The sequence below is a fragment of the Pseudomonas sp. PDM31 genome (genome assembly GCF_019218965.1).
Taxonomy (GTDB): Bacteria; Pseudomonadota; Gammaproteobacteria; order Pseudomonadales; family Pseudomonadaceae; genus Aquipseudomonas.
The window spans coordinates 90,393-110,472 of record NZ_JAHUWS010000015.1; the positions used below are offsets into that span (position 1 = coordinate 90,393).

At 59.3% G+C, this 20,080-nt stretch carries 19 protein-coding genes; 9 read left to right on the forward strand and 10 right to left on the reverse strand.

Annotation, left to right across the window (positions count from 1 at the left end):
* The first annotated feature begins 89 nt into the window (after positions 1 to 89).
* The gene (glyA, locus tag KW839_RS24685) at positions 90 to 1,343 is read left to right on the forward strand and encodes a serine hydroxymethyltransferase (RefSeq protein ID WP_060543320.1); all 1,254 of its coding nucleotides are present in this window, start codon (positions 90 to 92) and stop codon (positions 1,341 to 1,343) included.
* A 69-nt stretch (positions 1,344 to 1,412) separates the two neighbouring features.
* Here the strand turns inward: glyA and yjiA are convergent, their stop codons facing one another.
* The 3 genes from yjiA to KW839_RS24700 all read right to left on the reverse strand — a co-directional run bounded on the left by yjiA (position 1,413) and on the right by KW839_RS24700 (position 4,827).
* Positions 1,413 to 2,384 carry a GTPase gene (yjiA, locus tag KW839_RS24690; RefSeq protein ID WP_060543319.1) on the reverse strand — a complete coding sequence of 324 codons (972 nt, stop codon included), beginning with the start codon at positions 2,382 to 2,384 and terminating at the stop codon, positions 1,413 to 1,415.
* A gap of 164 nt (positions 2,385 to 2,548) precedes the next feature.
* The gene (locus tag KW839_RS24695; RefSeq protein ID WP_008052036.1) at positions 2,549 to 2,746 is read right to left on the reverse strand and encodes a YbdD/YjiX family protein; all 198 of its coding nucleotides are present in this window, start codon (positions 2,744 to 2,746) and stop codon (positions 2,549 to 2,551) included.
* Between the two features lie 14 nt (positions 2,747 to 2,760).
* The gene (locus KW839_RS24700) at positions 2,761 to 4,827 is read right to left on the reverse strand and encodes a carbon starvation CstA family protein (protein WP_060543318.1); all 2,067 of its coding nucleotides are present in this window, start codon (positions 4,825 to 4,827) and stop codon (positions 2,761 to 2,763) included.
* Positions 4,828 to 4,985: 158 nt separating this feature from the next.
* Here KW839_RS24700 and KW839_RS24705 point away from each other — a divergent pair, with 158 nt between their 5' ends.
* Complete coding sequence (locus KW839_RS24705) at positions 4,986 to 5,354, forward strand: PilZ domain-containing protein (RefSeq protein ID WP_060543317.1); 369 nt, start codon at positions 4,986 to 4,988, stop codon at positions 5,352 to 5,354.
* A gap of 39 nt (positions 5,355 to 5,393) precedes the next feature.
* Here the strand turns inward: KW839_RS24705 and radA are convergent, their stop codons facing one another.
* Complete coding sequence (gene radA, locus KW839_RS24710) at positions 5,394 to 6,761, reverse strand: DNA repair protein RadA (RefSeq protein ID WP_060543316.1); 1,368 nt, start codon at positions 6,759 to 6,761, stop codon at positions 5,394 to 5,396.
* 622 nt (positions 6,762 to 7,383) lie between these two features.
* Between radA and mscL the strand changes: the two genes are divergently transcribed.
* Positions 7,384 to 7,797 (forward strand): large-conductance mechanosensitive channel protein MscL, encoded by a 414-nt coding sequence (mscL, locus tag KW839_RS24715; RefSeq protein ID WP_060543315.1) that lies wholly within the window; start codon positions 7,384 to 7,386, stop codon positions 7,795 to 7,797.
* Positions 7,798 to 7,843: 46 nt separating this feature from the next.
* On the opposite strand, the gene KW839_RS24720 is transcribed toward mscL, so the two are convergent.
* Positions 7,844 to 8,620: a ferredoxin--NADP reductase gene (locus KW839_RS24720; protein ID WP_218425733.1), complete on the reverse strand. Its 777-nt coding sequence runs from the start codon at positions 8,618 to 8,620 to the stop codon at positions 7,844 to 7,846.
* Positions 8,621 to 8,920: 300 nt separating this feature from the next.
* On the opposite strand from KW839_RS24720, the gene KW839_RS24725 reads away from it, so the two are divergent.
* On the forward strand, positions 8,921 to 9,625 hold the full coding sequence (locus KW839_RS24725) for a LuxR family transcriptional regulator (RefSeq protein WP_218425734.1): 705 nt from the start codon (positions 8,921 to 8,923) through the stop codon (positions 9,623 to 9,625).
* Positions 9,626 to 9,800: 175 nt separating this feature from the next.
* The gene (locus KW839_RS24730) at positions 9,801 to 10,925 is read left to right on the forward strand and encodes a methyltransferase (RefSeq protein ID WP_218425735.1); all 1,125 of its coding nucleotides are present in this window, start codon (positions 9,801 to 9,803) and stop codon (positions 10,923 to 10,925) included.
* Between the two features lie 52 nt (positions 10,926 to 10,977).
* Here the strand turns inward: KW839_RS24730 and KW839_RS24735 are convergent, their stop codons facing one another.
* The 3 genes from KW839_RS24735 to KW839_RS24745 all read right to left on the reverse strand — a co-directional run bounded on the left by KW839_RS24735 (position 10,978) and on the right by KW839_RS24745 (position 13,655).
* Positions 10,978 to 11,145: a DUF2474 domain-containing protein gene (locus tag KW839_RS24735; protein WP_218425736.1), complete on the reverse strand. Its 168-nt coding sequence runs from the start codon at positions 11,143 to 11,145 to the stop codon at positions 10,978 to 10,980.
* A gap of 62 nt (positions 11,146 to 11,207) precedes the next feature.
* Entirely contained in the window at positions 11,208 to 12,215 is a 1,008-nt protein-coding gene (cydB, locus tag KW839_RS24740; protein ID WP_060543311.1) for a cytochrome d ubiquinol oxidase subunit II, read from the reverse strand.
* 3 nt (positions 12,216 to 12,218) lie between these two features.
* The gene (locus tag KW839_RS24745; protein WP_060543310.1) at positions 12,219 to 13,655 is read right to left on the reverse strand and encodes a cytochrome ubiquinol oxidase subunit I; all 1,437 of its coding nucleotides are present in this window, start codon (positions 13,653 to 13,655) and stop codon (positions 12,219 to 12,221) included.
* 480 nt (positions 13,656 to 14,135) lie between these two features.
* Between KW839_RS24745 and KW839_RS24750 the strand changes: the two genes are divergently transcribed.
* Positions 14,136 to 15,374 (forward strand): MFS transporter, encoded by a 1,239-nt coding sequence (locus KW839_RS24750; protein WP_060543309.1) that lies wholly within the window; start codon positions 14,136 to 14,138, stop codon positions 15,372 to 15,374.
* Between the two features lie 3 nt (positions 15,375 to 15,377).
* Here the strand turns inward: KW839_RS24750 and KW839_RS24755 are convergent, their stop codons facing one another.
* Together KW839_RS24755 and KW839_RS24760 are read right to left on the reverse strand one after the other, a co-directional pair.
* On the reverse strand, positions 15,378 to 15,932 hold the full coding sequence (locus KW839_RS24755) for a DJ-1 family glyoxalase III (RefSeq protein WP_060543308.1): 555 nt from the start codon (positions 15,930 to 15,932) through the stop codon (positions 15,378 to 15,380).
* A gap of 68 nt (positions 15,933 to 16,000) precedes the next feature.
* Positions 16,001 to 16,447, reverse strand: coding sequence for a DUF4879 domain-containing protein (locus tag KW839_RS24760; protein WP_218425737.1), 447 nt, complete (start codon positions 16,445 to 16,447; stop codon positions 16,001 to 16,003).
* Positions 16,448 to 16,670: 223 nt separating this feature from the next.
* On the opposite strand from KW839_RS24760, the gene KW839_RS24765 reads away from it, so the two are divergent.
* From KW839_RS24765 to KW839_RS24775, 3 genes are all read left to right on the forward strand, one after another.
* A complete protein-coding gene (locus KW839_RS24765) occupies positions 16,671 to 17,966 on the forward strand; it encodes an NCS2 family permease (protein WP_060543306.1) in 1,296 nt (431 codons plus the stop codon).
* Positions 17,963 to 19,042, forward strand: coding sequence for a tRNA (uridine(54)-C5)-methyltransferase TrmA (gene trmA / locus KW839_RS24770; protein ID WP_218425738.1), 1,080 nt, complete (start codon positions 17,963 to 17,965; stop codon positions 19,040 to 19,042). Before KW839_RS24765 ends, trmA begins: the two co-directional genes overlap by 4 nt.
* Positions 19,043 to 19,151: 109 nt before the next feature.
* Positions 19,152 to 20,063, forward strand: coding sequence for a LysR family transcriptional regulator (locus KW839_RS24775; protein WP_218425739.1), 912 nt, complete (start codon positions 19,152 to 19,154; stop codon positions 20,061 to 20,063).
* Positions 20,064 to 20,080: the final 17 nt, after the last annotated feature.

Sequence of the window (20,080 nt, forward strand, 5' to 3'; positions counted from 1 at the left end):
GTCTGCGACATGATGCCGTTTCATATGCCATCTAAAACCCATTGAGTTAGAATGCCCCCCTTTTCTGCCCCCGATCCTTGAGGACCGCCATGTTCAGCCGTGATTTGACTATTGCCAAGTACGACGCCGATCTCTTTGCCGCCATGGAGCAAGAAGCTCAGCGCCAGGAAGAGCACATTGAGCTGATCGCTTCGGAAAACTACACCAGCCCTGCGGTGATGGAAGCTCAAGGCTCGGTACTGACCAACAAGTACGCCGAAGGCTACCCGGGCAAGCGCTACTACGGTGGTTGCGAGTACGTAGACATCGTCGAGCAGCTGGCTATCGATCGCGCCAAAGAGCTGTTCGGCGCCGACTACGCCAACGTTCAGCCGCACGCTGGCTCGCAAGCCAACAGCGCCGTTTACCTGGCCCTGCTGTCGGCCGGCGACACCATCCTGGGCATGAGCCTGGCCCACGGCGGTCACCTGACCCACGGTGCCAGCGTTTCGTCTTCGGGCAAGCTGTACAACGCCATCCAGTACGGCATCGACACCAACGGTCTGATCGACTACGACGAAGTCGAGCGCCTGGCGGTTGAGCACAAGCCGAAAATGATCGTGGCCGGTTTCTCTGCCTATTCTCAGATTCTGGACTTCCCGCGTTTCCGCGAAATCGCTGACAAGGTTGGCGCTTACCTGTTCGTCGACATGGCCCACGTGGCCGGTCTGGTCGCCGCTGGCGTCTACCCGAACCCGGTGCCATTTGCTGACGTGGTGACCACCACCACCCACAAGACCCTGCGCGGTCCACGTGGCGGCCTGATCCTGGCTCGCGCCAACGCCGACATCGAGAAGAAGCTGAACTCCGCGGTATTCCCGGGCGCCCAGGGTGGCCCGCTGGAGCACGTGATCGCTGCCAAGGCGATCTGCTTCAAGGAAGCGCTGCAGCCTGAGTTCAAGGCTTACCAGCAACAAGTGGTGAAGAACGCCAAAGCCATGGCCGGCGTGTTCATCGAGCGCGGTTTCGACGTGGTTTCCGGCGGTACTGAAAACCACCTGTTCCTGCTGTCGCTGATCAAGCAGGAAATCTCCGGTAAAGACGCCGACGCCGCTCTGGGCAAAGCGTTCATCACCGTGAACAAGAACTCCGTACCAAACGATCCACGCTCCCCGTTCGTCACCTCCGGCCTGCGCTTCGGCACTCCGGCTGTGACCACTCGCGGTTTCAAGGAAGCAGAGTGCAAGGAACTGGCCGGCTGGATCTGCGACATCCTTGCAGACCTGAACAATGAAGCGGTGATCGACGCCGTTCGCGAGAAGGTCAAGGCTATCTGCAAGAAGCTGCCGGTGTACGGCGCTTAATCAGCCCGCTAAACCGCTGCAATAAAAAACCGGCCAGAGATGGCCGGTTTTTTTTCAACTGAAAAATGCTCAACCCGCCGCCACACGCGCAAAACCCTCGCGGATTTTCTCTTCCGGCAAATCATCGGCGATGAACACGATCACGCTTTCACGGGCTTCATCATCGGCCCATTCGGTGTCCCAGTCGAAACCGTAAAGCTTCAATACCCCTTGAAACACCATGCGCCGCGGCTCGCCAAGGATGTTCAAGACCCCTTTGTAGCGCAGCAATTGCTTTCCATGGTCTTCCAACAGTTCGTTCATGAACTCGCTGAGCTTGTCGATATCCAGCGGTTTGTCAGTGCGCAGCACCAGGCTGGAGATTCGGTCGATGGACGGCGCCGTACTCACCGGACGCAATGTCACGCCACCGCCGAGGTCGGCATTCAGGTTGAAACCGCGCACATCAAGCAATTCGGCCAGGTCGATCTTGCCATGGTCAACGACACGAATCGGCGCGCGGCGATTGATACGGGCCAGACGCTCGCTCAATGCCGTAAAGGCCGGTTCGTCCACCAGATCGCGCTTGCTCACCAGCAAGCGGTCGGCAAAACCGATCTGCGCCTGGGCAATGGTCTGGGTCAGGTGCAGCTCGGCGTGCGCCGCATCCACCAGGGTGATGATGCCGTCGAGGATGTAGCGCTCGCGCAGTTCTTCGTCGATGAAAAAGGTTTGCGCCACGGGAGCCGGGTCGGCAAGTCCGGTGCATTCAATCACCAGACGGTCGAAGGCGATGTCACCCTTGTCGAGGCGCTCGAGCAGCAGATAAAGCGCTTTGGTCAGATCGGTGTGGATGGTGCAGCAGACACAGCCGTTAGACAGTGTCATCACTTGCACAGGTTCGTCGCCCAATAGCTGGGTGTCGATACCGGCATCGCTGAATTCGTTCTCGATCACGGCGATTTTCAGGCCGTGCTCGGCTTTGAGCAGGTGGCGCAGCAAGGTGGTCTTGCCGGCACCGAGGAACCCGCTGAGGATTGTGACCGGGATGGGAGAGGACAAATGGAGTCTCCTGTTTCACAAAGTTAAAAAACAACACAAAACAAATGTGGGAGCGGGCTTGCTCGCGAATGCGGTGTGTCAGTCAAAGAATTGGTCGACTGACACACCGCATTCGCGAGCAAGCCCGCTCCCACCGGGGATACCTACGGCCTCAGGCTGTCAGATCAACAACACTTCGGCCCACCCTTGCCACCGTAACGGGCTTCCTGACGTTCGCGAAAGAACATCTCGTAGCTCATCACCGGTTTGTCCGGGTGTTTGCTCTGCATATGCTCGACGTAGTTGTCGTAATCGGGCATGCCGACCATCAGGCGCGCGGCCTGACCGAGGTATTTACCCAGGCGACTCAGGTCATTGAACATGCTGCAATCCTCGTTTACGCATCCGGCAGGGCCTGGAATGGCGCTTCTTTATCCGTACGCTCTTTGCTGCCCCAGGCGGAAATACCGACCTTGAGCGCATAGAACAGGATGCTGAACACCACAAACAGGAACAATGCAGTCAGCGTTGCGTTGGTATAGGCGTTGAAGATCACATGTTGCATCTGGGTGATGTCCTTGGCCGGGGCGAGGATCTGACCATTGGCCAGGGCATCGCTGTATTTGCGGGCCAGCGCCAGGAAGCCGATCGCCGGGTTGGCGTCGAACAGCTTGATGAAGCCGGCAGTGGTGGTGCAGATAAGCAACCAAACCGCTGGCACCATGGTGACCCACACATAGCGCTGGCGCTTCATCTTGATCAGCACGACAGTGCCGAGCATCAGCGCGATCCCGGCCAGCATCTGGTTGGAGATGCCGAACAGCGGCCACAGGGTGTTGATACCACCCAATGGATCGATCACGCCCTGGTACAGCAACCAGCCCCACATCGCCACGCAACCGGCGGTGGCGATCAGGTTGGCCGTCCAGGATTCGGTACGCTTGAGTGCCGGAACGAAAGAGCCGAGCAGGTCCTGGAGCATGAAACGCCCGGCACGGGTACCGGCGTCGACAGCGGTCAGGATGAACAGCGCTTCGAACAGGATCGCGAAGTGGTACCAGAACGCCATGGTGTTTTCACCTGGCAGTACACTGTGCAGGATCTGTGCGATGCCCACCGCCAGGGTCGGCGCACCGCCGGCGCGGGCCAGGATAGTGGTTTCACCAATGTCATGAGCTACCGCTTGCAGGGCTTCCGGGGTGATGGCAAAGCCCCAGTTGCTGACTGCTTGCGCCACTGCCACCACATCACCGCCGACCACGGCGGCCGGGCTGTTCATGGCGAAGTACACACCAGGCTCGATCACCGAAGCGGCGACCATGGCCATGATCGCCACGAAGGACTCCATCAGCATGCCGCCATAACCGATGTAACGAGCGTTTACCTCGTTATCAAGCAGCTTCGGCGTGGTGCCGGAGGAGATCAGTGCGTGGAAACCCGACACGGCGCCACAGGCGATGGTGATGAACAGGAACGGGAACAGACCGCCCTTCCATACCGGACCGGTGCCGTCGATGAACTGGGTCAACGCTGGCATTTTCAGCTCGGGCATGGTCACCAGAATGCCGATGGCCAGGGCCACGATGGTGCCGATCTTGAGGAAAGTCGACAGATAGTCACGGGGCGCGAGGATCAGCCACACCGGCAATACCGCCGCCACAAAACCGTAACCGATCAGCATCCAGGTGATCTGGATGCCGGTAAAGGTAAAGGCCTTGGCCCACACCGGATCCGCGGCAATCTCCCCGCCCAGCCAGATGGAACCGAGCAGCAACAGCACGCCGATCACCGAGATCTCACCGATGCGGCCCGGGCGGATGTAGCGCATGTAAATGCCCATGAACATCGCGATCGGGATGGTCGCCATCACCGTGAAAATACCCCACGGGCTTTCGGCCAGTGCCTTGACCACGATCAGCGCCAGCACCGCGAGGATGATGATCATGATCAGGAAGCAGCCGAACAGCGCGATGGTGCCGGGGATACGGCCCATTTCTTCACGGACCATGTCACCCAGGGAGCGACCGTTGCGCCGGGTCGACATGAACAGGACCATGAAGTCCTGCACCGCGCCGGCCAGCACCACCCCGGCGATCAGCCACAGGGTGCCGGGCAGGTAGCCCATCTGCGCGGCCAGTACCGGACCGACCAGCGGCCCCGCACCGGCAATGGCGGCGAAGTGGTGGCCGAAGAGAATGTGTTTGTTGGTCGGCACGTAGTCCAGACCATCGTTGTTGAGCACGGCGGGAGTAGCCCGACGCGCATCGAGTTGCATCACGTTGTTGGCGATGAACAGACTGTAATAACGATATGCAACCAGATAGATGGCCACTGCAGCGACCACAATCCACAAGGCGTTGATCGCCTCGCCTCGGCGCAACGCCACGACACCCAAGGCACACGCACCTACGATTGCCAGCACCAGCCAGGGTAAATGGCGTAGCGGGCTATTATTATTTTTCATTTTATTATTCCGGCCAGAGTGGACAAGAAAGACAGCCACTCCGAGTTTAGCTCTCCTGACGGTAAAGGCCATACCCCAACATTGGTCTAGAAACGTGCGCGCTGGCAGCCTTTGAGAATGCCGGTCTATAGTTTGCGTACATTTCAGAGGATCGCACCATGAGCGAGCACCCTGCCGAACGTCGCCGCTTCAAACGTATTGCGTTCGATGCCCGAGCCGAACTGAGCCAGGGCGACTTCATATGGCCGGTGAAGCTGATCGACTTGTCGCTGAAAGGATTGCTGATCGAGCAGCCCGAGCCATGGCTTGGCGACAAGGCGCATGACTTCCGGATCGACATCCACTTGAGCGATGACAGCGAAATCACCATGGATGTGCATCTGACCCACGAAGATCATGGTCAGCTCGGCTTCGTATGTCGATACATCAGCCTGGAATCCATTGAACGCTTGCGGCGGTTGATCGAACTCAACCTGGGTGACCCGCAAGAGCTTGAGCGCGAACTGGGTGCCCTGATCGCCCTGTAGGAGCTGCCGCAGGCTGCGGCAACTCCTACAGGGGCGTGGTTATTCGAACAGTGCGTCGAGGGCCTGCTCCAGACGGGTCACGGCAATAATCTGCAAGCCCGCCGGTGCTTCCTTCGGCGCATTGCCCTTAGGCACGATGGCCCGCTTGAAGCCATGCTTGGCGGCTTCCTTCAGGCGCTCCTGACCGCTTGGCACGGGACGTACTTCACCGGACAGCCCGACCTCGCCGAACACCAACAGATCATGGGGCAGCGGCCGATTGCGCAAACTGGACATCACCGCCGCCATCAGTGCCAGGTCGGAAGCCGTTTCCAGAACCTTGACCCCACCGACCACGTTGAGAAACACGTCCTGATCATGGGTCGGAATGCCACCATGGCGGTGCAGCACCGCCAGCAACATCGCCAGGCGATTCTGATCCAGCCCCAGCGTTACCCGTCGCGGATTCGCCAGGTGACTGTCGTCCACCAGCGCCTGAACCTCCACCAGCATCGGCCGGGTGCCTTCCCAGGTGGCCATGACCACACTGCCCGGGACTTCTTCCTGAGCGCGAGTAAGAAAAATCGCTGACGGGTTGGAGACTTCTTTCAAGCCCTTGTCGGTCATACCGAACACGCCCAACTCGTTGACCGCCCCAAAACGGTTTTTCACGGCCCGCAACAGACGCAAACGCCCATCGGACTCCCCTTCGAAATACAGCACGGTATCGACCATGTGCTCGAGCACGCGAGGACCCGCCAGCGCGCCCTCCTTGGTGACGTGTCCAACCAGGAAGATCGCGGTACCGCTCTGCTTGGCGTATCGCACCAACAAAGCCGCGCTTTCGCGCACCTGGGAGACGCCGCCGGGCGCTGATTGCAGTTGTTCGGTGAAAATGGTCTGGATCGAGTCGATCACCATGACTTTCGGTTTCTCGATCCGGGCCGTGGCGATGATGGTTTCGATGCAGGTTTCGGTCATCACCCGTAGTTGGTCCTGGGGCAAGCCCAGCCGCCGTGCACGCATGGCCACCTGTTGCTGGGACTCCTCGCCTGTGACGTACAGCGCGGGCATGCGCGTGGCGAGGTTGCACAGGGTTTGCAGGAGAATGGTCGACTTGCCGATGCCCGGATCGCCGCCGATCAGCACCACGGAGCCATCGACCAGACCACCACCCAACACACGATCCAGCTCGCTGGAGGCCGTGGAGAATCGCGGAATCTCCTCGACACTGACTTCTGCCAGGGTCTTGATCTGCGCCTGCTGCCCGGCCCAACCGGTACGACCCGTCGGAGCTGCGGCCCCGCCGCTTTCCACCATGGTTTCAGTGAGCGTGTTCCACGCCCCGCACTCACCGCACTGACCGGCCCACTTGGGGAAGGTTGAGCCGCACTCGGTGCAGCCGTACATGCGTTTGGCCTTGGCCATCGGAACCCCCGGCAAAAAAACGCGATGATAGCTCAGCTGGCGTCGATCAGCGTGGCCGGATGCCTGAAGGCAGACACAATACTTTTGTATGACCAGGAATATTAAATCCCTGCACTTCAGGCAATGTCCTGTACATATTTTCGTTTATAACTGAACAAACAGACACAAAACATTCAGCACAGTCACCATAAAACTTATACATACCTTGCACATTATCAACTCTGACGTACAACCTGATATTCAAGAATAAACCCGATTTACAGATTCAAAAACAACAACCAATCAGACCCCATTACCGTGATACTTGAGGGCCACGGCCGGAATAACCAACTAGTTAGTCAGCCGAATGACATGACATTACGGCTGCGTTATCAGATTGCGACAAGCCTTAAGCAAACGGACTTTAATCCGTTCGCCACGAAGCGATTAAACTGATGGCCAAATCGCCTGCTACGCCATTGCGGATGTCCAGATCACTGGCCCATCGCGGTCACCTTGCAAACTTTTCCCCATGCCCCGGGTCGATTGCAGGCAGACGCAGGTAAGCAGTTGTTTCGAGCAGGAAGCGACTGGCTGATTTACACTGCGCTCATCAACCTCATCTGTAACAAGGAAATAACCTATGGGCGTGCTAAACGAGTTCAAGGCCTTCGCGGTCAAAGGCAATGTGATCGACATGGCTGTCGGTATCATCATCGGTGCCGCCTTCGGCAAGATCGTTACGTCGTTTGTCGGCGATGTGATCATGCCCCCCATCGGTCTGCTGATCGGTGGTGTGGACTTCAGCGACTTGGTCGTTACGCTCAAGGCCGCCCAGGGTGATGCACCTGCTGTGGTGCTGGCCTACGGCAAATTCATCCAGGCCATAATTGATTTCGTCATAGTCGCTTTTGCAATCTTCCTGGGCGTCAAGGCGGTCAACCGCATGAAGCGCGAAGAAGCAGCGGCCCCAACCCTGCCACCGGTCCCCACCAAGGAAGAAGTGTTGCTGGGGGAGATCCGCGACCTGCTCAAGGCCCGTAACGACGCGCCCTGACCCAAACGCGGGGCAAAAAACGGCGCCATCGAGGCGCCGTTTTTTTCTACCAGAAGTTCTCTACCGCCACCTGACCGGGTCGCCGGCTGAGGCTCAGATGCATGTCCCGCTGCTTGAGCAGTTTGCGCGTGTCATCGATCATCTGTGGGTTGCCGCACAACATGACGCGCGAGTGTTCGGGCGTCAGCGCCACACCGGCAGCACGCTCCAGTTCGCCATTTTCAATCAGCGTGGTAATTCGCCCGTTAAGGGCGCCGACATGCCGCTCGCGAGTGACCGTGGCAATGAATTGCAGCTTGTGTGCGTGCTCGGCCAGATAATCACGGCGCGCCAGTCCCGCGATCAGTTCCTGATACGCCAGCTCACGGGCTTCACGCACGCTGTAGACCAGAATGATGCGTTCGAATTTTTCCCAGACTTCGAAGTCCTGCAGGATCGACAGGAAGGGGGCCACGCCCGTGCCTGTGGATAACAGCCACAAATCACGCCCATCCACAAAGCGGTCAAGTGTCAGGTAGCCGAAGGCCTGACGGTCGACCAGCAACGTATCGCCGACACCCAATCGGCTGAGTTCACTGGTGAACTCGCCACCGGGCACGACAATGGAAAAAAACTCAAGGAATTCATCGAAGGGCGACGAAACCATGGAGTAGGCGCGCCATACCGTGCTGCCATCGGCCCTGACCACGCCCAGCCGGGCAAACTGCCCCGCACGAAAACGGTACCCCGCATCGCGGGTGGCACGCAGGGTGAACAGGTTCGGGGTCACCGGCTGTACATCGAGCAACGTCTGGCGGGTAAATTTTTCTTCACTGACGGTCATGGCGCACTCCCTTCAACAGATAACCCAGTGTCCCGCAAAATGGCGGGCAATAACACCGACAGTGGGTAGTGGCATAATGGACTTAAACAGCCAAGCGCAACTTTGTTTAAAACAGTTTCGCATCAAATGCCGCGCGACATATTAATACTTTTTCACAAATCAGGACTGCAACTGAATATTCCGCATTTGTTTAAGAGCAAAAAGTTTCAACTCAGAATATAGGAATTATCCTACACTCGAAGCGTGCCGGATATTGGATCCATAGTGGCACCCCAGAGGACACTTAAGGGAGGATTAGGAATGGAGCATTGGAAAGAGTCACAACTCAAGAAACTCTCACACACTGAAGACATCAATATCGCTTTTCGAATGTCACTCGATTTCGTCAAAAACCTGGGTTACAAATTTTGCGCCTTCTCAACCTGCTCAACCACTGCCAGCTCCGATTGTAACGTTCTGAGGCTTAACAATTTCCCCTCTGGCTGGAACGCCCGGTACGCGCAAAACAATGCCAATCAGCCCGACCCCATTGCCGACCACTGCGAACACTCCATGCTGCCCGTTCTCTGGAGCGAACAGCTCTTCTGCAAAACCCCATGGCTTTGGCAGATGTTGCAGCAGCAAGGCTTGCCGCATGGTTGGTCGCAGGCGATCCATGATGAGGAATCCGGTCTGCGCAGCATCCTCAGTCTGGCCAGGAGCCATTGTCCGATTTCGCCCTATGAACTGTATGAAAACCTGGGATTTACGGTGTTCATCAGCCGTCATTTGCATGCCCTGGCGAGCCGGGCATATCCGAAAAAACCTTCGCACCCGCCCCTATCAATACGAGAAGTCGAAGTCCTGAAACTGTCAGCCACCGGCAAGACCGCTTTCGAGATCGCCAGAATCCTCAGTTTGAGTGAGCGCACCATCAATTTTCATGTGCACAGGGCCATCGAGAAGCTCGGGGTCAATAACAAGATTGCTGCGGTGATCGCTGCAACCAGGTCCAGAGCCATCTGAACCACTGGGTGCCAGGAAAACCTGCGGGTAATCCAGCGTAAAAAAACGTACCATTTGCGGCTGCTGCCTGAGTGTTGCCGTGTGAACCTGCACGACGAAGTACACTCGGCGAGTCCCGCCCGCTTCAGCGCCCCCGGGCAGCGGCAATCCCGTTGATTACCCAGAGCCTCGCCCCATGCCTTTGCTCGAAACACCCTTCGCCAGCCTCGACCTGATCCGCCAGCCCGAACAGCAGAACGAACCACTGCAAGCTTTCGATGCGGCCGACGAATATTTGCTGAACCACCTGGCCGAGCAGAATCCGACGGCGGACACCCGGGTGCTGGTGCTCAACGACAGTTTTGGTGCTTTGGCAGCCAGCCTGGCAGGCAAAGTCCGGGTGGTCAGCAGCGGCGACTCCTTCCTGGCCCTCCAGGGGCTGGAAAAAAACCTTGTACGCAACGGCCTGCCATTCGACGCGGTACCCGCCGTGCCAGCCAGCGAGCCGCTGAACGGGCCATTCGACTGCGTGCTGGTGCGGGTGCCGAAAACCCTGGCGCTGCTGGAAGAACAATTGATCCGCCTGCAGGGCCAATTGCAACCGGGTACCCAGGTGATCGCCGCAGCGATGATCAAGCACCTGCCACGGGCGGCAGGCGATCTGCTTGAGCGCTACATAGGCCCGGTGCAAGCGTCGCTGGCGGTGAAAAAAGCCCGCCTGTTGATTGCCACTGCGCAAGCCAAAGCACCCGCCTCATCGCCCTACCCCACCCGTTACCGGATCGACGAGCCGGCGATCGAATTGCTAAACCATGCGAACGTGTTCTGCCGCGAGGGCCTGGACATCGGCACCCGCGCATTTTTGCCACATCTGCCGAAAAGTCTCGGCACGGCGCGGGTTGCCGATCTGGGCTGCGGCAACGGTGTGCTGGCGATCGCCAGTGCCCTGCAGAACCCCGAGGCAAATTACACATTGGTGGACGAATCCTACATGGCCGTGCAATCGGCCGCCGAAAACTGGCGTGCGGCGCTGGGTGAGCGGGAAGTGATTGTGCGTGCTGGCGATGGCCTGGCAGGCCAGGAGGCGCAATCGCTGGACGTGGTGCTGTGCAATCCACCGTTCCACCAGCAACAGGTGGTCGGTGACTTTCTCGCTTGGCGGATGTTCCAGCAAGCCCGGGAAGCGCTCGTCGTGGGCGGCGCGCTGTACATTGTCGGCAACCGACACCTGGGTTATCACAGCAAGTTGGCGCGGCTGTTCCGTGGCGTCGAACAGGTGGCGGCCAACCCAAAATTCGTGATTCTCAAAGCACGCAAATAAGCGGCCGCCCCAGGGTTGTGAATCCGCGCCAGGAGGCAGCGGGAGGGAATGCTCAGTGGGTAGTCAGGCCTGCGGCATTCATGAACATGCGCATCAGGCTGGCGACGATGAACAGTGCACCGACACTGCCAGCCCAGATCATGGCCAACCAGCCGAGCCGCTGCCACAGCGGCTTTTTTTCGCCTTCTTCAATCTCGCGCAGGGAAGGTTTGCTGCTCATTGCTTCGATCTCCTTCAGATCGATGGCGCCGTTATCGACGCCATCAAAGGCAAGTCGTGGAGCTAGTGATACCCGTCTTCGTGCGTGACCTTGCCGCGGAATACGTAGTAGCTCCAGAAGGTGTACCCCAGAATGAACGGAATGATAAATAGCGTGCCGACCAGCATGAACCCCTGGCTTTGCGGCGGCGCGGCGGCGTCCCAGATCGAGATCGACGGCGGCACGATATTCGGCCACAGGCTGATACCCAATCCACTGTAGCCGAGGAAGATCAGCACCAGCGTTAGCAGGAACGGCGTGTAGTGCGCATTGCGGGCCACGGCGCGAATCAGACCGTACATCGTCACCAGTACCAGAATCGGCACCGGCAGGAACCAGAAGAGGTTTGGCAAGGTGAACCAGCGCGCGGCGATCTCTGCGTGGGTCAGCGGGGTCCAGATGCTGACAACGCCGATCACTGCCAGCAACACGAAGGCCAGTGGCCGCGCCAGGTCATGCATCTGTTCCTGCAGCTTGCCCTCGGTCTTCATGATCAGCCAGGTGCAACCGAGCAACGCATATGCCACCACCAGCGCCGCACCGCAAAACATCGTGAAGGGTGTCAGCCAGTCCAGCGAACCGCCGGCAAACTGCCGGTTGACCACGGGCAATCCGTCGATGAACGCCCCCAATGCCACGCCCTGGAAGAACGTTGCGGTGACCGAACCGCCGATGAACGCCTTGTCCCACAGGTGCCGTTTGTCATCCTTGGCCTTGAAACGAAACTCGAAAGCCACGCCGCGAAAGATCAGCCCGATCAACATCAGGATTAACGGCAGGTACAAGGCCGAAAGCACCACCGAGTAGGCCAGCGGGAAAGCCCCGAACAGTGCTGCACCGCCCAGCACCAGCCAGGTTTCGTTGCCGTCCCAGACTGGCGCGACGGTGTTCATCATCACATCACGGTCGCCCTTGCCGGGAATGAACGGGAAAAGAATCCCGATGCCCAGATCGAATCCGTCCATGACCACGTACATCATGATGCCGAAGATGATGATCACGGCCCAGATCAGCGGAAGATCAATACCCATGACTCAATTCTCCCTGGTCAGGCTGACATCGCCATCAGTGTGCTCGTCATCCGCTGCGGAGAGCGGACGCGCCGGTGTACGTTTCTGGCCTGGACCACCGTCGTTGGTTTCCTTGCCTTCGTCGATCTTCGGCCCTTTGCGCACCAGGCGCATCATGTAACCCAGACCGGCACCGAACAGCGCGAAATACACCACGACGAACAGAATCAGGGTAATGCTCATCTGCATGAAGCTGTGGTTGGAAGATGCATCTGCCGTGCGCATCAGGCCATACACCACCCACGGCTGACGGCCGATTTCAGTGGTGAACCAACCGGCAAGGATCGCGATCAGGCCGGACGGCCCCATCCACAACGCCAGGTACAGGAAAGGGCGCGAGGTATAGAGGGTGTCGCGCTTGCGCAGCCACAGGCTCCACAGTCCGGTGAAGATCATCAGCAAACCCAGGCCGACCATGATCCGGAACGACCAGAACACGATGGTCGAGTTTGGCCGGTCTTCGGGCGGGAACTCCTTGAGCGCGGGCACTTGTTTGTCCAGCGAGTGGGTCAGGATCAGGCTGCCCAGGTACGGGATCTCGACAGCAAATCTGGTTTTCTCCTCCTTCATGTCCGGCCAGCCGAACAGGATCAGCGGAGTCGCCTCATCACCCTTGTTTTCCCAGTGCCCCTCGATCGCGGCGATTTTCGCCGGTTGATGCTCAAGCGTGTTGAGGCCGTGGAAGTCACCGATGACCGCCTGGATCGGCGCCACGATCAAGGCCATCCACATGGCCATCGAAAGCATCTTGCGGATCGCCGGATTGTCCTTGCCACGCAACAGATGCCAGGCCGCCGAGGAACCGACGAAGAATGCCGTCGCCACGAATGCCGCCGTGGCCATATGCATCAGGCGATAGGGGAACGACGGGTTGAAAATGATCGCCAGCCAGTCGGTGGGAATGACCTGACCATTGACGATTTCGAAACCCTGCGGGGTTTGCATCCAGCTGTTGGAGGCGAGGATCCAGAAGGTCGAGATCAACGTACCGATGGCCACCATCACCGTGGCGAAAAAGTGCAGCCCCCGGCCAACCTTGTTCCAGCCAAACAGCATGACGCCGAGGAAACCCGCTTCGAGGAAGAATGCAGTGAGCACTTCATAGGTGAGCAGTGGCCCGGTCACGGAGCCGGCGAAGTCCGAGAAGCGACTCCAATTGGTGCCGAACTGATAGGCCATCACCAGGCCGGAGACCACGCCCATACCGAAATTGACGGCAAAGATCTTCGACCAGAAATGGTAGAGGTCACGATAGGTATCGTTATGGGTTTTCAGCCACAGACCTTCGAGTACCGCCAGGTAACTCGCCAGGCCGATAGTGATGGCTGGAAACAGGATGTGGAACGAGATGGTGAACGCGAACTGGATTCGGGCGAGATCAAGTGCCTCTAAACCGAACATAAGTCTTCCTCTGTCAGGTAGTACGGCTGCTGGCTGGGAGCCTGCATCCCCGGCCCCACGGATATCGAGTGCGGCGAATTCCAATTCGTTCTTTTTTTTACCGGCATCACACCGCAGGGGTCTGGCCTTGCGGCCGCCGGATCAATTCCTTTTGGGGTATTGACCTGGATCAATCAAGGTTGAAAGCGTAGTCCCATTTGTGGGGAAGAACCGCGTGGTCTATTGCCGCGTGACAAGTTGCCTCATGGAGTTGATGAGGCCTGCACACCATTTCCCTGTGGGGGCGGGCTTGCTCGCGAATGCGCTGTGTCAGTCGAAATGAATGCAGGATGTACCACCCTCTTTGCGAGCAAGCCCGCACACAGGGGCTATTGGGTGCCTGGAATAGATGTCTGGCTAACTAAATTTTCCGCCGCCGCAACTTCCTGTTACAGGTTGGTGATAACCTCACCCTTCCCCTCCCCCAAGATTTGCCCGCAGATGCCCAGCCAAGAGCCCTTGCTGTTACGTCACCACCGTCCCTTCATTGCGTTCTGGCTGGCGCGGGTTTTTACCGCCAGCGGCTTTCAGATGCTCACCGTGGCGATTGGCTGGAACCTGTATCAACTGACCGGAAACGTCCTCGACCTCGGTCTGGTCGGCCTGGTGGAATTCGCGCCACGCGTGCTGTTCATGCTCCACACCGGACACGTCGCGGATCGCTACGACCGGCGCAAGGTCGCCGCGATTTGCCAGTCACTGCAAGCGCTGATCGCCCTGGCCCTGGCCATCGGCAGCGCTACCGATCACGTTACCCGGGAAATGATCTTCATCCTGGCCTTCCTGCTCGGTGCCGCGCGCTCCTTCGAAATGCCGACCACCCAGGCCTTGCTGCCGAGCATCGTGCCCAGTGCCCTGTTTCCCCGAGCCGTTGCTGCTGCGCAATCGGCCCAGCAATCGGCAACCATCGTTGCCCCGGCCCTCGGTGGCTTGTTGTATGCCTTTGGCAGTGTCTGGGTATATGGCCCGACGGTGCTCCTGTATGTCATCGCCTGTTCGCTGATGCTTAACCTGCCGGCGCGACAGACGCCACTGAACAAGGGCAAGGCCACCCTCGACTCCCTGCTTGCGGGCATCCGTTTCATCCGCAGTCGTCCGGACATTCTCGGTGCGATCTCCCTCGACCTGTTTGCCGTCCTGCTCGGTGGCGCGACGGCATTGCTACCGGTGTTTGCCAAGGACATTCTGCTGACCGGTCCATGGGGGCTGGGCCTGTTGCGCTCGGCACCGGCGGTGGGGGCGCTGCTGATGTCGCTGTTCCTCGCGCGATTTGCCGTGGAGCGCAACGTCGGACGAGTCATGTTCACAGCGGTGGGTATCTTCGGTGTGGCCACCATCGCCTTCGGCCTGTCGACTTCGTTCTGGTTTTCCCTGGCAGTGCTGGTGGTACTGGGCGCTGCCGACATGATCAGCATGGTGATCCGCGCGTCCTTCGTACAACTGGAAACCCCGGACGAAATGCGCGGCCGGGTCAGCGCCGTGAACGGCCTGTTCATCGGCGCTTCCAATCAATTGGGTGAGTTCGAGTCGGGCCTGACCGCCCACTGGTTCGGCACCGTGCCCGCAGTGGTCATGGGCGGGATCGGCACGCTGGTGGTGACCGGAGTCTGGGTCAAACTCTTCCCGACCCTGGCCAGCCGTGACCGCATGCATGAGCCTAAGGAAGAGGCGAAGGTCTGACGTTTATTTGACCAATAACTCTGCTGCCACCGTCGCACGCGCGGCCTTGCCGCAGAGCTGCTCCACCAGTGCCAGGGCAAATGCCAGCGCTGCGCCGGAACCCTGGGCGGTGATGCAGTTGCCGTCGACCACTACCGGTTGATCGACGAAGTTACAGCCTGACAATTGATGGCTGGCCGAAGGCAAGCAAGTCATGCGTCGTTGTCGCAACACACCAAATGTTTGCAGCGTCACCGCAGGCGCTTCGGCAATGCCCGCGAACAAACGTCCGGCCGCCGCCTGGTCCTTGATCAATTGTTGCAGGGGTTGATGGGCCGCCAAGTGTTGTGCGCTGACGGCACCGCCCGGCAGGGCGATCAGGTCGAATGGCTGCGCCAGCAAATCCACCAGCATTGCATCGCAGGTCAGGCGCGTGCCGCGAGCGCAGGTGAGCATGCGCCGCCCCTCGGTACTGGCCACCACCACTTCGACGTTGGCGCGGCGCAGCACATCGATCAGGGTGACTGTCTGCAGGTCATCAGTGCCCTCGGCAAGGGAAATCAAGGCTCGAAAGGTCATTGGCTACGATCCACGGAATGATCCTTAAAGCGTAGTCAGCTTTCCTGCCCCCTGTTAGAGCCGTGCCGTTACTTGATGTAAAGCTGCGTCGACATCGTGATGCCCGGGGCATTGAGCGAGATATTGCTGAAGGTGAACGTGCCTTCCTGTTTGCCCGCCAGATCGAAGGCGTACAAATAGCCCACGGTGTTCCCCCCCGGGGTGCAAGTGGTCAGGTTGCCGTTTTTAAAGGCGCAGACCGGTGTGCGGGTGCCATTGACGTCGAATCCATCCAGCCCGACATGGGGTTCGCGCCCGTAACCGACCTCCAGCACGTAAATCATGATGTTCGGGCCACTGTGATCGCAGCGGGTCTGAGCCTGCCCCTCGGCAATGTCTTCAACGCCACAGGACGGCGATGACACCTTTAGCACTTTCAACTGACTCAACGGCGGGGCCGAAGCTGCCGCAGCGCTTTGAACCCCGAGAAACAGCGCTAACATCGCCGCAAACACGCTAACCAGACGCTTTTTCATGCAGGACCTGAATACCCCGAAAAACCAGCGCGCAGTATGGCGCAGTTGGCTTCGTCGCAAAACATTGCTAACCATCGCAGGCTTAAGCAGCCATAGCCCCACGCTGCTGGTATGATGCGCGGCTTTTTCCGGCCCACAGTAAATTCCAGGCGCGTTCTGCTGTCTGTGCTTTGCTGTTGAGGTCGATACATTCACGGCGCCCGGCGCGCCACGGGGAGCAGACATGCTGGAAAGGCTGTTTCAACTCAAGGCACACAACACCAACGTGCGGACCGAGATTCTGGCGGGCGTCACGACCTTTTTGGCCATGGCCTACATTCTGTTCGTCAACCCGAGCATCCTCGGCGAGACCGGCATGGACAAGGGTGCCGTGTTCGTCGCCACCTGTCTGGCGGCGGCCATCGGCTCCACAACCATGGGCCTGATCGCCAACTACCCGATCGCACTCGCACCGGGCATGGGCTTGAACGCCTTCTTCACCTACACCGTGGTCCTGCACATGGGTCACACCTGGCAGGTGGCACTGGGAGCGGTGTTCATCTCGGCAGTGTGCTTCTTTCTGCTGTCGATCTTCCGCATCCGTGAATGGATCATCAACAGCATCCCGTTGCCGCTGCGCTCGGCGATTGCCGCCGGTATCGGCCTGTTCCTGGCGCTGATCGCCCTGCACAACGCCGGAATCGTGGTCAGCAACCCGGCAACCATGGTCGGTCTCGGTGACCTGAAACAACCGGCGCCTATTCTCGCGACCCTCGGCTTTGCCCTGATCGTCGGCCTCGAAGCCCTCGCCGTGCGCGGTGCGGTGCTGATCGGCATCCTGGCAGTGACCATCGCGTCGATCGTGCTGGGCTTCACCCCGTTCGGCGGCGTGATGTCGATGCCGCCGTCCCTGGCCCCGACCTTCCTGCAACTGGACATCAAAGGTGCCCTGGACATCGGTCTGGTCAGCGTGATCTTCGCCTTCCTGTTCGTCGACTTGTTCGACAACTCCGGCACCCTGATCGGCGTCGCCAAGCGCGCCGGGTTGATGGGCAAGGACGGCCACATGCCGAAAATGGGGCGCGCCCTGATCGCCGACAGCACCGCGGCCATGGCCGGTTCCCTGCTCGGCACCTCGACCACCACCAGCTACATCGAATCCGCCGCTGGCGTGAGTGCCGGTGGCCGCACCGGCCTGACCGCCATCGTGGTGGCAATCCTGTTTCTGCTGGCGCTGTTCTTCTCGCCACTGGCCGCCAGCGTTCCGGCGTTCGCCACTGCACCTGCGCTGTTGTTCGTGGCCGTGCTGATGACTTCCGGCCTGGCCGAGGTAGACTGGGAAGACATCACCGTTGCCGCACCGGTCGTGGTCACCGCCCTGGCCATGCCATTCACTTATTCCATCGCGAACGGCATCGCCTTCGGCTTCATCTCCTGGACCGTGATCAAAGTGCTGTCGGGCCGCGCCCGTGAACTGAACCCGGCGCTGGTGATCCTGTCAATTCTGTTTGTGATCAAGCTGGGTTGGTTCAACGCATGACTTTTGATTCCCAGGCCTACGCTGCTCAACTCGAAGACAAGGTCACGCGCCTGCGTGACCTGCTGGCCCCGTTCGATGCACCCGAGCCGGCTGTCTTCGATTCGCCACTGAAGAACTTCCGCCTGCGCGCCGAGTTCCGCCTGTGGCGTGAAGCCGGTGAGCGGCACTACGCGATGTTTTCCCAGGAAGACAAACGTACGCCGATCCTGATCGAAGAGTTTCCGATTGCCAGCCTGCGCATCAACCAGTTGATGCCGCAGCTAAAAGCCGCCTGGCAAGCCAGTGCGGCCCTGAGCCACAAGCTGTTTCAGGTGGAGTTCCTGACCACCTTGGCGGGCGATGCGATGATCACCCTGTGCTATCACCGCCCGCTCGACGAGCACTGGCACACGGCGGCTGCGAAACTGGCGAGCGACTTGAACGTCAGCATCATTGGCCGTTCCAAAGGCAAACGCGAAGTCATCGGTCACGACTATGTGGTCGAGAAACTGGAAGTCGGCGGCCGCACCTTCAGCTACCGCCAACCCGAAGGCGCGTTCACCCAGCCCAACGGCACGGTGAACCAGAAGATGCTCAACTGGGCCTACGACGCCCTGGGCGATCGCTCCGACGATTTACTGGAGCTGTATTGCGGCAACGGCAATTTCACCCTGCCGCTCGCTACCCGCGTGCGCAAGGTGCTCGCCACCGAAATCAGCAAGACCTCGGTCAATGCGGCGCTGAGCAACCTCAGCGAAAACGCCGTGGATAACGTCACCCTGGTGCGCTTGTCCGCCGAGGAACTGACCGAAGCCCTGAACGAAGTGCGCCCGTTCCGCCGTCTGCACGGCATCGACCTCAAGAGCTACGAGTTTGGCAGCGTGTTCGTCGACCCACCGCGCGCCGGCATGGACCCGGACACCTGCGAGCTGACCCGGCGCTTCGACAACATCCTTTACATCTCCTGCAACCCGGAGACCCTGGCGGCCAACATCGCCCAGTTGCACGACACCCACCGCATCACCCGCTGTGCGATGTTCGACCAGTTCCCATGGACTCATCACATGGAATCCGGCGTGTTGTTGACCCGGCGTTGATCACCTTGCCAGATGCAATCAAGCCGTCTCAGTGACGGCTTTTTTGTATTCGTATTCCGCCCCCTGATTAATACTTGTCGCGCCTCTTCATCCAAATCCCGGTGCCATCATGCAGCGACAATTCGACGATCTACAGTTGGGCAGCATCGAGCTGTTTTGCCTGGCCGCCGAAGCCGGCAGCTTTACCGCTGCTGCGTCAGTGGCAGGGGTAACGCCCGCCGCAGTGAGCCGTTCGGTGTCGCGCATGGAGGAACGCCTGGGTGTACGCCTGTTCGCACGTACCACCCGCAGCGTCAAACTGACCGACAGTGGCCGGCGCTACTACGAGGAATGTCGCCAGGCACTGGTGCAACTGGTTGAAGCCCAGCGCGAGGTCATGGGTCAGCAGCAAGTGCCCTCCGGAACATTGCGCATCAGTATTCCGACCACCTATGCGCACCATCGAATCCTGCCATTGCTGCCCGGATTTCGCGCGCGCTATCCGGCAGTGAAGGTCGAGTCGCACATCAGCAACCGCAACATCGATTTTGTCGGCGAAGGCTATGACATGGCGATCCGTGTACGCGCCATTCCCGATTCCGGCCTGATCGCCCGGCAGCTGGAAGATGCCGAATTGGTAATGATCGCCAGCCCCGACTACCTGAAACGGGCCGGAACTCCGCAAACCCTCGGCGACCTGGAAAAACACGAATGCATCCAGTACGAATTGCCCAGCAGTGGGCGGCGCATCGCCTGGCTGTTCAATGATGAGGGCGAGCCCCGGGAAATACTGGCCGAAGGCAACCTCAGTTGTTCCGACGATGTGTTGGGCGGGGTGACCCTGGCCAAATATGGGGCCGGGTTGTTTCAGACCTATCGTTTTATCGTCGAAAAAGAGCTGGCCAAGGGCTCACTGGTGGAAGTGCTCAAACCCTATGGTGGACGCTCACGGCCCTTCACGCTGCTTTATCCACAAAGTCGCCACGTGCCATTGCGACTCAGGGCTTTTATCGACTTTCTGCTGGAACACATTCAGCGTTGAGTGGCGAAAGCGTCCGA

Excerpts from the sequence above, each read along its gene's own strand:
- glyA (WP_060543320.1), top strand. The coding sequence starts at position 90 with ATGTTCAGCCGTGATTTGACTATTGCCAAGTACGACGCCGATCTCTTT.
- KW839_RS24695 (WP_008052036.1), bottom strand. The coding sequence starts at position 2,746 with ATGTTCAATGACCTGAGTCGCCTGGGTAAATACCTCGGTCAGGCCGCG.
- KW839_RS24700 (WP_060543318.1), bottom strand. The coding sequence starts at position 4,827 with ATGAAAAATAATAATAGCCCGCTACGCCATTTACCCTGGCTGGTGCTG.
- KW839_RS24705 (WP_060543317.1), top strand. The coding sequence starts at position 4,986 with ATGAGCGAGCACCCTGCCGAACGTCGCCGCTTCAAACGTATTGCGTTC.
- radA (WP_060543316.1), bottom strand. The coding sequence starts at position 6,761 with ATGGCCAAGGCCAAACGCATGTACGGCTGCACCGAGTGCGGCTCAACC.
- mscL (WP_060543315.1), top strand. The coding sequence starts at position 7,384 with ATGGGCGTGCTAAACGAGTTCAAGGCCTTCGCGGTCAAAGGCAATGTG.
- KW839_RS24720 (WP_218425733.1), bottom strand. The coding sequence starts at position 8,620 with ATGACCGTCAGTGAAGAAAAATTTACCCGCCAGACGTTGCTCGATGTA.
- KW839_RS24725 (WP_218425734.1), top strand. The coding sequence starts at position 8,921 with ATGGAGCATTGGAAAGAGTCACAACTCAAGAAACTCTCACACACTGAA.
- KW839_RS24730 (WP_218425735.1), top strand. The coding sequence starts at position 9,801 with ATGCCTTTGCTCGAAACACCCTTCGCCAGCCTCGACCTGATCCGCCAG.
- KW839_RS24735 (WP_218425736.1), bottom strand. The coding sequence starts at position 11,145 with ATGAGCAGCAAACCTTCCCTGCGCGAGATTGAAGAAGGCGAAAAAAAG.
- cydB (WP_060543311.1), bottom strand. The coding sequence starts at position 12,215 with ATGGGTATTGATCTTCCGCTGATCTGGGCCGTGATCATCATCTTCGGC.
- KW839_RS24745 (WP_060543310.1), bottom strand. The coding sequence starts at position 13,655 with ATGTTCGGTTTAGAGGCACTTGATCTCGCCCGAATCCAGTTCGCGTTC.
- KW839_RS24750 (WP_060543309.1), top strand. The coding sequence starts at position 14,136 with ATGCCCAGCCAAGAGCCCTTGCTGTTACGTCACCACCGTCCCTTCATT.
- KW839_RS24755 (WP_060543308.1), bottom strand. The coding sequence starts at position 15,932 with ATGACCTTTCGAGCCTTGATTTCCCTTGCCGAGGGCACTGATGACCTG.
- KW839_RS24760 (WP_218425737.1), bottom strand. The coding sequence starts at position 16,447 with ATGAAAAAGCGTCTGGTTAGCGTGTTTGCGGCGATGTTAGCGCTGTTT.
- KW839_RS24765 (WP_060543306.1), top strand. The coding sequence starts at position 16,671 with ATGCTGGAAAGGCTGTTTCAACTCAAGGCACACAACACCAACGTGCGG.
- trmA (WP_218425738.1), top strand. The coding sequence starts at position 17,963 with ATGACTTTTGATTCCCAGGCCTACGCTGCTCAACTCGAAGACAAGGTC.
- KW839_RS24775 (WP_218425739.1), top strand. The coding sequence starts at position 19,152 with ATGCAGCGACAATTCGACGATCTACAGTTGGGCAGCATCGAGCTGTTT.